The 14035-nt window shown below is 62.4% G+C and carries 13 protein-coding genes; 7 read left to right on the top strand and 6 right to left on the bottom strand.

Annotation, left to right across the window (positions count from 1 at the left end; translation table 11 throughout):
• Positions 1-636: 636 nt before the first annotated feature.
• Together KIP88_RS18800 and KIP88_RS18795 are read right to left on the bottom strand one after the other, a co-directional pair.
• Positions 637-963, bottom strand: coding sequence for a hypothetical protein (locus tag KIP88_RS18800; protein WP_214489443.1), 327 nt, complete (start codon positions 961-963; stop codon positions 637-639).
• Positions 920-1357: a hypothetical protein gene (locus KIP88_RS18795; RefSeq protein WP_214489442.1), complete on the bottom strand. Its 438-nt coding sequence runs from the start codon at positions 1355-1357 to the stop codon at positions 920-922. Before KIP88_RS18795 ends, KIP88_RS18800 begins: the two co-directional genes overlap by 44 nt.
• A 594-nt stretch (positions 1358-1951) precedes the next feature.
• Here KIP88_RS18795 and KIP88_RS18790 point away from each other — a divergent pair.
• The 5 genes from KIP88_RS18790 (at position 1952) to KIP88_RS18770 (ending at position 8419) form a co-directional block, all read left to right on the top strand.
• On the top strand, positions 1952-2686 hold the full coding sequence (locus KIP88_RS18790) for a PEP-CTERM sorting domain-containing protein (RefSeq protein ID WP_214489441.1): 735 nt from the start codon (positions 1952-1954) through the stop codon (positions 2684-2686).
• Between the two features lie 765 nt (positions 2687-3451).
• Positions 3452-4684: a Zn-dependent hydrolase gene (locus KIP88_RS18785; RefSeq protein WP_214489440.1), complete on the top strand. Its 1233-nt coding sequence runs from the start codon at positions 3452-3454 to the stop codon at positions 4682-4684.
• Positions 4685-4702: 18 nt separating this feature from the next.
• Positions 4703-5914, top strand: a complete 1212-nt coding sequence (locus KIP88_RS18780) for an MFS transporter (RefSeq protein ID WP_214489439.1) — start codon at positions 4703-4705, stop codon at positions 5912-5914.
• 114 nt (positions 5915-6028) lie between these two features.
• Positions 6029-7066 (top strand): PrsW family glutamic-type intramembrane protease, encoded by a 1038-nt coding sequence (locus KIP88_RS18775; protein ID WP_214489438.1) that lies wholly within the window; start codon positions 6029-6031, stop codon positions 7064-7066.
• A gap of 267 nt (positions 7067-7333) precedes the next feature.
• The gene (locus KIP88_RS18770) at positions 7334-8419 is read left to right on the top strand and encodes a 3-deoxy-7-phosphoheptulonate synthase (protein ID WP_214489437.1); all 1086 of its coding nucleotides are present in this window, start codon (positions 7334-7336) and stop codon (positions 8417-8419) included.
• A 194-nt stretch (positions 8420-8613) separates the two neighbouring features.
• Here the strand turns inward: KIP88_RS18770 and KIP88_RS18765 are convergent, their stop codons facing one another.
• Genes KIP88_RS18765 through epmA form a run of 4 tightly spaced genes read right to left on the bottom strand, consistent with a single transcriptional unit; the run spans position 8614 to position 11254 of the window.
• Positions 8614-8868: a hypothetical protein gene (locus KIP88_RS18765; protein WP_214489436.1), complete on the bottom strand. Its 255-nt coding sequence runs from the start codon at positions 8866-8868 to the stop codon at positions 8614-8616.
• A 26-nt stretch (positions 8869-8894) separates the two neighbouring features.
• On the bottom strand, positions 8895-9107 hold the full coding sequence (locus KIP88_RS18760) for a hypothetical protein (protein ID WP_214489435.1): 213 nt from the start codon (positions 9105-9107) through the stop codon (positions 8895-8897).
• A 6-nt stretch (positions 9108-9113) separates the two neighbouring features.
• Positions 9114-10205 carry a lysine-2,3-aminomutase-like protein gene (locus KIP88_RS18755; protein ID WP_214489434.1) on the bottom strand — a complete coding sequence of 364 codons (1092 nt, stop codon included), beginning with the start codon at positions 10203-10205 and terminating at the stop codon, positions 9114-9116.
• Entirely contained in the window at positions 10202-11254 is a 1053-nt protein-coding gene (gene epmA, locus KIP88_RS18750; RefSeq protein ID WP_214489433.1) for an EF-P lysine aminoacylase EpmA, read from the bottom strand. The genes KIP88_RS18755 and epmA overlap by 4 nt, the downstream gene beginning before the upstream one ends.
• 472 nt (positions 11255-11726) lie before the next feature.
• Here epmA and efp point away from each other — a divergent pair, with 472 nt between their 5' ends.
• Together efp and KIP88_RS18740 are read left to right on the top strand one after the other, a co-directional pair.
• Positions 11727-12293, top strand: coding sequence for an elongation factor P (gene efp, locus KIP88_RS18745; protein ID WP_214489432.1), 567 nt, complete (start codon positions 11727-11729; stop codon positions 12291-12293).
• Between the two features lie 143 nt (positions 12294-12436).
• Positions 12437-14017: a M23 family metallopeptidase gene (locus KIP88_RS18740; RefSeq protein ID WP_214489431.1), complete on the top strand. Its 1581-nt coding sequence runs from the start codon at positions 12437-12439 to the stop codon at positions 14015-14017.
• The last annotated feature ends 18 nt before the right edge of the window (positions 14018-14035 follow it).

Here is a 14035-nt window from a genome sequence, read left to right as displayed (position 1 = left end):
GCGCTATCACGTTGCAAACACTTTCAAAGCCCAAGGCGACCATTTTCACGGCCTAAGGGAACCACTTTCCCGGTCCAAGTTCCGTCCGCTGCATAGTCGGGAAAAACAGACATCAGTGCGCCAGAAGGAAGGACAGGAAATGAATACGGCCGCTATTGCAATCACGACCTGCGTCGGGCTTTACCTCGCACTTCGCGTCACGTTGCGGTGCTACTTTCCGCCAGATACCTGACGGACCCTCCTCACGAGGCTCGGGGTTTGATGTGCGGGACTGAATATTGCCAGGCCCCTCCCCCAAGCTCGTTGACCCACCAGCCGACTTCTCAAAAACACGCGCCCGACGAGGCAGGTGACGTTTCCGCTGTTGCCGGCGGCTCGATCACGCCGGCCGGCGACATCAGGGAAACTTGGCTGTCCGAAAGGCCGCGCCTCTGCGTGACCGCCTGAGAGCACGCCATCTCCTGGCCATCAGATAAGGGAGGCAGCCGAGAAAGAGTCCAACGCCGCCGATGTACATCGCGACCAGGAACGTGAATTCGAGCGGCGCGTTTGCAAGGGCGACGGGGGCTGAGCCCGAAATAGTATACGGCGCTCCTCTCAACATCATGGCAGTCAGCTGACTTCCTGCAAAGAGACCTATCGGCAAACCGATGACCATTGCCCAGACAGGCAGCGGTTCAGAAGGCTTGGAATTCGCTGTCTGGGGCCATGCGGAGGCAGTCGTTCCTCCAGCGGCTTTATCTCGGAAATAAAGTCGTGCCCGAATACCTTGCCCAACGCCTCGATCTGATCGGGCGTCAGGTAGACGATGATGGCATTGCCGTCGAAGAATGCCGCGAACCGGCCTGTTGGCCCCGCTGGCAGTCGCTCGTTGAGACGGGTCACAACCGACCAGTCGAAGTCCTTGGCCGCGACCAGGTCAAAGGGCGCGCTGCTCCCCTGCCCGTGAATAGCAATCTCCATGCGCGGAGGGGCCGTGTGGCGCCTGCCTCATGACTTTTGTCGCAGAGACGGTCGCGCCGGGCCACTCCTCTCCCGCCAGGGCCATGATCGAGGCCACGACCTCAGCATAGTCAGCCTCGCCCGCCCCGTCGAAACAGTGGTCCTGGAAGTGAATCGCATTCGCAAACACCTGCGCCGGTCCGCTCAGCGCGAGATCGACCCAAGTCACAGGCAAGGGCGGCTCCGGAATGCTGGTGCCTTCGAATTCCTCCGCCATCTCGCGTGCGAGCCTTGGGAATTCCCCTTGCGGGAAAAGCGGCTTCAATCCGATCTTTTCAAGCTGCGAAATCGCGGCCGCAACTTTCGGCGCATCGTCAACGGACAAGTTACGGGAAGAAACAGTCAGCTCTGCCATCTCGCGCCAGTCACATGCGTCTCGCTCCGAACAGCCACCAATTTCGGCTTGCTCGCCCCTGCGGTTTGCCAGGTTCGGGAAAAGGCTTGCAACAACAATGCGCCAAACGAAATGTGGAAAAGTGGCAAACCCGCTGCTATCGCGCGATTATTTTTTGGCCCATCGGGTCGTCGCTGTCGTCGTGTTTTCCTATCAGTCTTGGCCGCGTTATTGTTCTTCACCGACGACGAGTTCATCAAGCGAGTGCTTGAGCCGGCTGACTTATCGGCGACGTGTCGGCACCGTCGCGCGGAGCGTCGGCGATGCCGGCGAGCCGCCGCCGGCCACCTAAAATTAAATCAGGGAAGCGGCCTGCCCTTTCGAGCGCCAGCCCGAAACCCGCAAGTGCGAGTTGCAGGCAAAAAAATAGGCATTTAAAGGTAGCGCGTTATTTTCCGACCCCGCAATCCCACAAATCATTGCTTTCATGAGCGCAATCCACGCGATACTGAGGTAATTACCACTTTTTCCCGACCCAATTGACTGCCTTAAAGTTGGGCAATATAATAACAAGAATTAATTAATTTATCGCGGATAATTTAATGGAGTTGAGTCATGGGAAAATTAAATAGGTTCGCAGCAATTGCTTCCCTTACTGTGCTTGCTTCCACCTCGCTCACTGCATCGCAGGCCAACGCCCACCTCTATTTGATTGGTGTTTCAGAGCTTACTGCTCAGGGCTTTGGGAACGCCAACCGCATCATTACCCTCGACTCGAAGGGCAACCAATCGACGGAAACGGGCGCTACGTCAGTTGTCAACGGTGTGTTGACGTTTACGGGCCCCGATCTTGCGAGCCCCACCAGTGATAACCAAAAATTCGGGGCTCCGACCCTTAATGATCTTCATTGGACTAACGCATCGCAGGTGCAATTGCTTTTCAATGCGATTGAACCGGGCAATGCGAGTAAGTCACAGATTGATATCGATGCCCTGACGTTGACGTTTTATAACAATATTGGCGCCGTTGGATCGATCAGCATCAATGCTCCGATTCACATCACAAGTGGTGATCCCGGAAACGGTAAGGCCGGCTACGTCATCGGTGTTTCTGCTGACGAGCAAGCGGCCCTCAACGCAGTCTTCAATTTAGCTGGGTCAGGCGCCTTCCGAATCGGCATTTCTGCGAGCCTGTCGAACGTAGATGCTGGCGCGGATAGCTTCAACGCGGTGGCCGCAGTTGCGACCGTTCCCGAACCCTCTACCTGGGCAATGATGGTATTGGGCTTCTTCGGCGTTGGCTTCCTGGCCTATCGACGGAAGAATCAAGGCCGCGTTCGCCTGGCCTAAGTCCAGCCTGACGTCGATCCCCGCGCGAAAGAATTCGCTAATCTCGCGAACTTCGAGCATCGGCTCGATGCATTCGAAGCCCGGGCATGATACCCACCGAAGGCCGACCGATCCTCAAATTGCGTTTGCCAATGAGGTCGTCGCCGCCATGAAAAACCGGCTGACCGAAGATCGCGCCATGGTCGGCATGCGGCGAGGCGAACTCTCCCAGCGCCGCTAGAGCGTCTTCCAGCGAAAGCCTGCCCCGGACTTGATCCGGGGTGGAGACCGGTTCGCGTCAAGAAAACGCGTCAAATAAAAAAATCTAGAGCCCCGTTCCGGGCGCTAGAAGCGGCTTTCCATCACGCCTGAAGTAAGGCCTTTCGGTTCGCTCGCAGCCGCGGTCGACGACCGGCCGAAACGGCGGCCGTTGGCGCTCCCACGGCGCTGGGGCCATTTCCTGCTCGCACCGCGCTTCCACTCGCAAAACGCGAACTATTTCTTTGATGCGAGTGATCGAATATCCTCCAGCAAAGCCTGAACGCCTCCCATACGCTTGCGAGAAAAATGCACGACTACACGCTAAAGGAGAAAGCGAAGATAACCGCTGGCGCAGTGGCGGCGCTCGTCATCGTGGCATGGCTTGCAATCATCGCGTTGGCGCTGCTGTCAGGGGGATAATCGACGCGGACTGGCGACGTTCACGGAACTTTGTTCTACTATCGCGAAAACGTGAGGAACTTTGTTCTACCCCGGAGAACTACGGGCTAGCAGGTACTACATCCTATGATTGACCATCTCTCGCGTGTCGACGGCACGCGTGTTCTCGCCGATCTTCACGCACTGCGTGCAATCGGCGCGTATAAAACCGGTGTCCACAAGCCGACGTTCTCGGAACCGCACATACGTTCTTTGCAATGGCTGGAGCAGCGCCTTCCCGAGGCCGGCCTCACAGGCGAGATCGACGGCATCGGCAACGTCCTCGGCATCAGCACGAAGCCCGGACCGAAGCTATTGGCGGGGTCGCATCTGGAAAGCCAGAACTACGCGGGCTGGCTCGATGGCCCGCTGGGCGTGGTCTATGCGCTCGAAGCCGCCCGCGTCATCAATCGCGATCCGAATATGAACGGCGCTGTCGAAGTTGCGTCCTGGTGCGACGAGGAAGCGCATTTCGGACACTTCCTCGGCAGCCGGTCCTATGTCGGCGGCGTCACCGAAGCCGATATCGACGCAGCCCGCGACCGCAACAGCGGCAAGAGCATGCGTGACGCACTGCGCGAGGCCGGCCTCGCCGGCCGTGCCCGCGCGCGATGCGAACGCGGGCGGCATATCGGATATCTCGAAGCCCATATCGAACAGGGCGAGACGCTCGAAAGCAGCGGTCTCGGAATCGGAATCGTCACGTCCATCGTCGGGATCTGGCAATACCGCATCGCCTTCACCGGCGAACAAAACCATGCCGGCACCACGCGGATGGCCATCCGCAGGGATGCGGGCCTCGCGCTCGCGAGGTTTTGCGTCGATATCGACGATCGCTTCCCCGCCGCCTGCGGTCCGCGCACGGTGTGGACCACCGGCCGCATTACCCTCGATCCCGGCGCGCCCAGCATCATCCCGGGCGCTGCCGAAATGCTGTTCCAGATTCGCGACGATGATCCGGCCGTGATAGCGCGGCTGGAGGATCTCCTCCGCAGCATGGCCGCGGAAGTCGACAAGCAGGGCCGCTGCAGCGTCGCCGTGGAGCGCATTCGCACCGGTGCGCCCGCGATGATGGATATCTCCTTTCAGGAAGCCATCGAACAAGCCAGCGCAACGTTTGCCGGCGGCAGGTCACTCCGCATGCCGAGCGGCGCCGGTCACGACGCCCAGACCCTCGCGACCGTGATGCCGGCCGGCATGCTGTTCGTGCCCTCGATCGGCGGCATCTCGCACCACTGGACCGAAAACACCGCTGACGCCGACATCGTCACGGGGGCCGAAGTCTTTGTCGAAGCGTGCCGGCGGCTGTTGGCGCGATGAGGCGGTGCGAGAGACGACATGGCTGCTGAAACCAAGCCGAGATATTCGATCAGGGATATTCCGGCAGGCGTATGGGCCCTGGGGTTTGTCTCGATGCTGATGGACATCTCGTCGGAGATGATCCACGCCCTGCTGCCAATCTACCTGGTTACGGTGCTTGGCGCATCGATGGTGACGGTCGGCGTCATCGAAGGCATCGCCGAGGCGACCGCCTCTATCGTTAAAATCTTCTCCGGCGCGCTCTCGGACTGGCTCGGCAAGCGCAAATGGCTCGCAGCCTTCGGTTATGGTCTCGCCGCCTTCACCAAGCCAATTTTTCCGCTTGCGCCAACCATCGCGTGGCTGGTCGCCGCGCGTTTCGTCGATCGGATCGGCAAGGGCATTCGCGGCGCCCCCCGCGATGCGCTTGTGGCGGACTTCACGCCAGTTCATCTGCGCGGCGCAAGTTTTGGCCTGCGCCAATCGCTGGACACGGTCGGCGCCTTCGTGGGCCCCCTGCTCGCCATCGGCCTGATGTGGTGGACGGCGGACAACTTCAAGGCCGTGTTCTGGTTTGCCGTGATCCCCGCCTTCCTGGCGCTGGCGCTGATCGTCTTCGCCGTGCGTGAGCCCGAGCGGCCGAAAGAGCTGCGCGCCGTGCGCAATCCGATCAGCCTGGCTGAGATCAGGAACCTCGGGCCGGCCTATTGGTGGGTGGTGGCGGTGGCGAGCGTATTCACGCTGGCGCGCTTCAGCGAGGCATTCCTGATTCTGCGCGCCCAGAATGTCGGGCTGCCGATCATGCTGGTGCCCGCCGTGCTGGTGGCGATGAATGTGGTCTATGCCGTCGCGGCCTATCCCGCCGGCGTGATCTCGGATCGCATCAGCCGCACGGCCGTGCTGGCGGCCGGCATTCTGGTGCTGATCGCCGCTGACATCGCGTTGGCCCTGCTGCCGTCGATCGGCGGCGTTGCGCTTGGCGTCGTGCTCTGGGGCCTGCACATGGGACTGACGCAGGGGTTGCTGGCCGCCCTCGTTGCGGATACCGCGCCGGCCGAGTTGCGCGGCACGGCCTACGGATTCTTCAACCTGCTCGGCGGTCTGGCGATGCTTGCGGCCAGCATCATTGCAGGCGCGCTCTGGGACATCACGGGGCCGCAGGGCACGTTCCTGGCCGGCGCCGGCTTCGCGCTTGTCGCGCTGGCGGGGTTGCTGCTGGTCCGGGGCAAGATCAGCAGCAAGGCCGCATAGCCTCCCAAGGGCCGGATTTCGAATTACGCTTGGCGACAACGAGTCGCGTTCAGCTTTTCTTGCAAACAACTGAATTTGCGGCCATTTGATCGCCTGACGAGGTAAAATTCCCACATGTTGTTGCTGCAGGCCCTCCCCACATCGATCGGCGTTGCCGCCATCGCACCGGCGTTGCTGTTGCTCTGGCTGGTCATCGCCGCCGACGAGCGCCCGGGCTCGCCCGCGCGGGTATGGCTCGCTTTCATACTCGGAGCCGCCAGCATTTCCCTGCTGGGAATTGCGCGCGCCCCGTTTGCGGCAATCCTCGCGGTGCCGGGAAACCCCTGGATGACGCAGGGCCTGCGTTCGATCTTCGGGGTCGCCGCGCCCGAAGAGATCGTCAAAATTCTGGTCATCATCCTCGTCTCGATCCGTCGCCGCACCTTTGCGGACCCGATGGACACCGTAGTCTACGGCGCGGCGGCGGGCCTCGGCTTCGCGGCTTACGAAAACCTCGCTTATCTCGTGCAGCACTCCGACATGTGGCGTTCGCTCGCCGCGTTGCGCAGCGTGCTGACGGTGCCGTTTCACGGTGCGCTCGGCATCATCGCAGGCGCCTACATCGCGATCGCGCGCGCCGGCACCGCGCTCGGCGCGCATCGGCATCATCGCGACTGGGCCCGGATCTCGAGCTGGTGCCTGGCACTGTTCGCACCGATCGCATTGCATGCCGCATTCGATTTTCCGCTGCTGACATTGCAGAAACATCCCGATCTCGGCCCCAATACGCGAATGCTGCTCGGAACGGCCAGCCTGCTGATCGGCTTCAGTTCGATCGGGTTTGCGATTCGGCTGGTGCGGCGCGTCGGCCGCCACCATGCGCCGCGTACAGAGATCGCGCGTGAGCGGCTGAGCCAGTTGCGGCGGATGTGGGCCCTGCTGCTCGTGGGCAGCGGGGCCGGCTTCGCCGGGGCTGCTTTCGTGCTGACCTCGCTCCATCACTGGTTCGTCAATCCCGACCGCAACGCGTCGCTGCTTCTCATTCCGCTCGGCCTGACCTCCATTCTGATCGGCTTGGCGTTGTTGCTCGCGACGTCGGCGGTCTATGTGTTCGGCCGCAACCGCATCAGGACGTCCTCGGAGGGATTTTCGTCCGCGCCCGAGCCAGGCTGAACGTCGTCGGCTTCCGGCATGGCGCTCGCCCCGCGCAAGTTCTGAAGCCGCCGATTATGGGGGTGACAAGCCCGGACCGGTACGCTATAGAGCCCGCCATGATCATGATCGCCGCCAACAGCTTTTGGTATTTTAGCTACGACAGCTCGCTGGCGGTGGGAGGATCGTGCTCAATCTGACGAATTGAAGCCAAGATGTCCGAACAGCCGCCAAACCTGGCGGCTTTTTTATTGGCCGGCAGGTTCCCAACGAACAGGAGCCACAGCCGTGTTGAGCACCACCGACGATCTTCGAATTAGCGAACTGAAAGAGCTGAGTACGCCGCAGGAGGTGATGGGTGAGATACCGCGCACCTTGACCGCGACGCGGGTGGCGATGGCGGCGCGCAACGCCATCCACGCCATCCTGAACGGGACCGACGACCGCCTGCTGGTCGTGGTCGGCCCCTGCTCGGTGCACGATCCCGTCGCCGCCGTCGAGTACGCCGAGCGCCTCGCCGCCTTGCGCGAAAAACTCGCCGACCGCCTCGAGATCGTGATGCGCGTCTATTTCGAGAAGCCGCGTACTACGGTCGGATGGAAAGGGCTCATCAACGACCCCAACCTCGATGGCAGTTTCGATATCAACAAGGGGCTCAGGCTTGCCCGCAACGTGCTGTCCGCCGTGAACAATCTCGGCCTGCCGGCCGGGACCGAATTCCTCGACATGACGACGCCGCAATACATCGCCGACCTGATGGCATGGGCGGCGATCGGCGCGCGCACGACCGAGAGCCAGATCCATCGCGAGCTGGCGTCCGGTCTCTCGTGCCCGGTCGGCTTCAAGAACGGCACCGACGGCAATATCCGCATCGCAGCTGATGCCGTGAAGTCGGCCTCGCATCCGCACCATTTCATGGCGGTCACCAAGGGTGGCCGCTCGGCGATCGCTGCAACCACCGGCAACGAGGACTGTCACATCATCCTGCGCGGAGGCCACCAGCCGAACTACGACCGGGAAAGCGTCGATGCCGCCTGCGTCGAACTTGTCCGTGCCGGCGTGGCGCCGCGGCTCATGATCGACACCAGCCACGCCAACAGCAACAAGAAGCCGGAGAACCAGCCGGTCGTCGTTGCCGATATCGCACGCCAGATCGCCGACGGCGAACAACGCATCACCGGCGTGATGATCGAGAGCAATCTCGTCGCCGGCCGCCAGGACGTGGTGCCGGGAAAGAAGCTCGCCTACGGCCAGAGCATCACTGACGGCTGTATCGACTGGGATACGACGGTGTCCGCGCTGAACCTGTTGGCTGACGCGGTCGAGACCAGACGGGAAGCGCGAGGCGGCGAATTCCGTGAGCGTTCGGCCTAGCCGCTCGGACTGAATCATCGTGAAGCGGGGCACGCGGTCTGCGCGCCCGCCCTGCTTCTGACTTTCATGGCTGCTTGCTGCGTCCGGGGCGAATGTCCGTTTTATCGCCCGAAACAGACATACCTGGGAACGGTGGGCATGCCTGCCGACGCGGTCTTGGAACTGCTGCTTGGGCGGTGTAGCCGCTCACTCGTCTAGCAGCCGCGGCAGATGCTCTTGATCTTGCGGTCGAGCGCTGCGTTTTCCTTGCTCAGCGGATCATTGGGATCGCTAAGGTTCTTCTCGCTGGGAACGTCGCCGCGGCGGGGTTGACGGTGTCCGATCGGCGCCTCCGGAACTCCGCCGGCACTCGGACTACTCTTCGGCATTGTCGACGTCCCACCCTGTGCGAACGCGGCAGGCATGCCGAGCAGGACCATCAGCGCGACTGACAAGACTGTTTTTTGCATCCTGATCTCCCGCCTACTAGGTTCATTTATCGCGTCCGTTCCGGCGCGTCGATCGTTGCGCAATTGCGGCGTCCCTGCCCGGCGCAGTCCTGCGCCTTTCGTACATCGGCCATGGTGCCGAGCAACCAGATTCCGGCGGCCACCAGCACCACGAAGAAGCCGAGCAGCACGGCGTTTTCGATTCCGCGATGGCCCTCATCTTCCGGCGGCTCCCGTTTTCCCTCGCCGTCCTCCGCCATCGCAGGTCACGGCTTTGGCGGATAGAGGTGAACGTCGCCGCAATAGTCGACGATACGATACTGCGTTTCCGAGGATAGATCAGATTCCCTGGAACTTGCATGCGACAAATAATTCGGGCCAATCGGCGCCTTTCCGTGGCCGCCGGGAATATCGAGCACATATTCCGGCTGGCACAGGCCCGAGACGCGGCCCCGCAAGCGTCGCATGAGTTCCTGGCCCTCTGCGATCGTGGTGCGCAGATGTGCGGTTCCCGGCGCAAGGTCGCCATGATGCAGGTAATACGGCTTGATCCGGTTTTCGACGAAGGCCCGCATCAGCGCTTCCAGAACAGCCGCATCGTCGTTGACACCGCGGAGCAGCACCGTCTGGCTCACCAGGGGAATGCCGGCATCAGCCAGCCGCGCGCAGGCTAAGCGCGCCTCGCCCGACAGTTCGCGCGGATGATTGGCATGAACGGCGATCCAGGTCGTCGCGCCGTCAACGCGCAACGCTTTGATCATGTCCTCATCGATCCGCGCAGGCGCCGCCACCGGCACGCGGGTATGGATGCGAACGATCTTGACGTGATCGAGGCTCGCGAGGTCTGCCATGATCTCGGAAAGCCGCCGAGGCGACAGCATCAGCGGATCGCCGCCGGTCAGGATGACTTCCCAGATTTCCGTGTGGCTGCGGATATAGTCCAGAGCGTCGCGATAGGCCGCCTCCGACAGCGCCGTGGCCTTGCCCGGCCCGACCATCTCGCGGCGAAAGCAGAACCGGCAATAGACCGCGCAGACATGCACCAGCTTGAACAGTACGCGATCGGGATAGCGGTGGACGATGCCGGGAACGGGCGAATGCGCGTCGTCGCCGATCGGATCGGCGTTCTCGCCGGGAGCTTCCACCAGTTCGAGCGCATTCGGAATGAATTGCCGCGCGATCGGATCATCGGGATTTCCAGTGTCGATCAGGCCGGCGATATCGGGCGTCACGGCGATGGCATAGCGCGCGGCGACACGTTCGAGGTCGGCGAGATCGGCAGCCTTCGCCAACCCGCGCTCGACGAGATCGGCGGGCTGCCGCAGCGTTGCCGCCAGTTTCGGATCGATCCTGTTCATGGCTCTCCTGCCGGTGGCGTCCACACCACCTGATCCACCCGCAGCGCGCCGCTGGCCAGCATCACCAGCCGATCGAAACCGAGGGCTACGCCGCTCGATGGCGGCATCGCAGCGACCGCTGCGAGAAAATCCTCGTCGAGCGGATAGCGCTCGCCATAGCGCCGCGCCTTCTCGTCCATGGCTGCGGCGAAACGGCGGCGCTGCTCAGCCGCGTCGGTCAATTCGCCAAATCCGTTGGCAAGCTCGACGCCGCAGGCATAGACCTCAAAACGTTCGGCGACGCGCGGATCGGCCGCCTTCGTCCGCGCAAGGGCTGCTTCCGGCGACGGATATTCAAACAACACAGTCAAACGCCCCTGCCCCAGCTTCGGTTCGACATGCTCGACCAGCACCTTGCTGAAAATGTCCGACCAGGTGTCGTCGTCCGTGACCCGTACCCGCGCGCTCGCCCCGGCCGCAAGCGCCCCACGATCGCCCTCGCCATTGCTGATCGTGGCCAACAGATCGATCCCGGCAAAGCGCTCGAATGCCTGTGCCACCGTCAACAGTTCCGGCTCGGCGAATGGATCGGCCGTTCTGCCGCGAAACGAAAACCGGCCGATTCCGGTCGCCTGCGCCGCATGCGCGATCACGACGATGGTATCAGCCATGATCGCATCGTAACTCGCTTCCGCGCGGTACCATTCCAGCATCGTGAATTCGGGTAAATGCAGATCGCCGCGCTCGCGGTCGCGGAACACGCGCGCGAACTCAAAGATTTTGGCTTCACCGGCGGCGAGCAGTTTCTTGGCGGCGAACTCCGGCGAGGTCCGCAAATAGCGCGTCGCGCGCGTGCCGTCGCCGCCGACAATCTCGGTGCGCGGGGCATGCAGATGCGTCTCGTTGCCGGGCGACACCTGGAGAATTCCGGTCTCGACTTCGCTAAAACCCTGCTCGTCGAACCAGGCCCGCACCGCCCTCGTGATCGCGCTCCGGGCCATCAGGAACGGCTTTCGATCGGCATGCCGCGCGGGCGACCACCATGGCGACGGCTGGTCGATGTCTGCCATCAGCAATGCTTCCGAGCCGGCCACCGCGGAGGCGCGCCCACCGAACCAATCAACAGGTGCAGGGAACCGACTAACGCCATTGATATTATTCGACTTTCTTTGCATCACCCCGCCAAGGGCCGGGAGGCGACGCGATTCAGCTAAACCCCGTCATTTCATGTCGAAAGATACGCACCTTGTCCATTCGCTTAGAAACCCAGCGTAACTCGCTGAGCTTTCGGGCTTCTGCGTGCCCTTGGAAATTTACCTGCAAGGCCATCGGCATCGTCGCGGATCGTCATGGCCTTGCAGCGTCTTCCAATAAACGCGGTGAAACCGGGCCGTTTGCGGCCTCGGGCGACCCGCCGGAATGGCCGCAAAACGCTGGCATCGACGGGCAAAATCAGTATGTTGCAGCCCGAAACCGCCCGATTTGGCCCCTTGGACACGATGTCCGGATTGGCCGGAAGGCCAGAAATTCAGGAAAACAGCTTTGAAAGTCATCGCCAGTTCTATTCGCAAGGGCAACATCATCGAGCAGGACGGCAGGCTTTATGTCGTCCTCACCGCCGAAAACATTCATCCCGGCAAGGGAACTCCGGTCAGCCAGATCGAAATGCGCCGGATTGGCGATGGCGTGAAGATTTCGGAACGCTACAAGACCACCGACCAGGTCGAGAAGGCGACCGTCGAGGATCACAATTTCAATTATCTGTATGAAGATGCCGACGGCTTCCATTTCATGAATGCCGAGACTTACGATCAGGTCCAGGTCTCCAAGGAAATCGTCGGTTCGTCCGCGCCCTATCTGCAGGAGAACATGACCGTGAAGCTGTCGCTTCACGACATGAATCCGGTCGCGATCCAGCTCCCGCAGCGCGCGACGCTGGAAGTCGTGGAAACCGAGCCGGTCACCAAGGGTCAGACCGCGTCTTCTTCCTACAAACCTGCTATCCTCTCCAACGGCGTTCGCACCGCTGTGCCGCCGCATATCGGAACGGGAACGCGGATCGTGGTCATGACCGAGGACGGCTCTTACGTCGAACGCGCGAAGGATTGAGACCGCGCGCTATAGCGTTTTCAAGCGAAGTGGGCACCGGTTCGCGTGAAGAAAACGCGTCAAGACAGAAGCTAGAGTTTCCGTTCTGATTCAATCAGAACCGGAACTCTAGAACTACGGGGCACGCGCCGGGGGGCGATGCAGTGGGCAGGAAAGCTGTCGGCTTGCTTGGGCGTTGGCTGGCAGCCCTGTGTTGGCTCGCACCAGCGGTCACCGGCGCTGCCGCCGAAGAGTTCAGGACGCCCTCGATATCAGCCGTCCGCGTCGAATGGCGGGCGGTTGTCGATCAGCTCCGCACCGAGATCGGCACCCGACCAGCGATCGCTTCCCGCTTCACGTTCGCCGGCCAGCGGCGCGTGCCGGCATGGGATCCGCGCGCAACGCCCGCGCTGGTGCAACTGAACGCCGTCAACGCAAGCCTGTTCGCCGGGATCGGACGCAGTTCGGTGCCGGTGCTGTTGCCGTTCGATACCGCGGGCTACCTCGAAGGCCAGGCCGACGGCACACAGCTTCCGCTGTCGCGCTACCAGGCCGATTTCCGCCCCGCAGATCTGTTTCACGCCGGTCCGGCCGGCTACGACGCGGTGTTTTCGCTGCAGCCCGGCGCAGGCGGCTCGCGGACCTTCGCCAAGCCGGTCGAAGTGCAGATCACCGGCTCGATCCTCGCCTACGACCTCGCCGATCCGCTTGGCGGCAGGGGCGAGCCGGTCAAGGCGCTGGCGGCGCAGTTCCCCGGCATGCGCCGCTTCATCCGCGAAGGCTATGTGCGCTACGCCTTCACGCGCTTCGGCGTGCCCTATGTGGTGTCGATCCAGTGTCTCGACTCGACGCCGCGGGCGCGGCGGCTGGCCTGCCGCGAGGCCTATCCCATAGCCGAGCGCTTTCTGAAAGCCTTGCGCATCGCGGGCGGACAACCGGCGCAGCCGCGTCGCGACATTCCGTCGGAGATCGCTGAACGCCCGACGGCGCTTTCGCCCGACTTCACCTATTACCCGGGCGGCGACATCATCGCCCGTAGCAGCGTACGCCGGCGCGGCGGACGCGCCGATTTCGTCGCCTATTCGCAAATCCGCTTTCCGCTCGAGAAAGCCCCGGCCGCGATCCGCTCGCAATCCTTCAGCAGGAAAAATTCCGAGGTGGGCCGCGGCGTTTATCCGTGGCGGGACAATTTTTGCGAAGCCCGCAGCTTTCAGGTCGGGCAATGCGCCGCTGGCTTTGGGCACCAGGGCCAGGACGTCCGTCCGGCACCCTGCCCGCCGAACAGCAACAGCGAAAGCAGCTGCCATCCGAGAAAGCAGGCCGTCGTGGCCGTCCGCGACGGCATCCTGATCCGCTCCCTGAAGCAGCAGGCGGCCACGCTGCAGATCAACACCCGCAACGAGCACATCCGCTTTCGCTACATGCACATGAACCCGTCAGCGATGGACGCAGACGGCATTCTCAACGGCCGCCGGGTCGCCGAGGGCGAAAAGATCGGCGTGGTCTCCAACTATCTCGATTTTCCGAACGGCACGTCCTACCATCTTCACTTCGACGTGCAGGTGTTCACGCGCGACGGCTGGATCTGGGTCAACCCGTACAGCACCCTGATCGCGTCCTATGAACGGCTGATCCGCGCCCGCGGCCGCGAGATCGGCACCGATCCTCCGGTCGCCGCCGCGGTGGCGCACGCGTTGCCGGAGGACGTCCTTCGCCACAATGCCCGGGAAGGCCGGGAGAACTAGGATGTGGCCCTGCACTCG

Origin of the sequence: Bradyrhizobium sp. SRL28 (genome assembly GCF_018596315.1) — a bacterium.
Taxonomy (GTDB): Bacteria; Pseudomonadota; Alphaproteobacteria; order Rhizobiales; family Xanthobacteraceae; genus Bradyrhizobium.
This window is presented reverse-complemented; position numbering and strand designations above follow the sequence as displayed.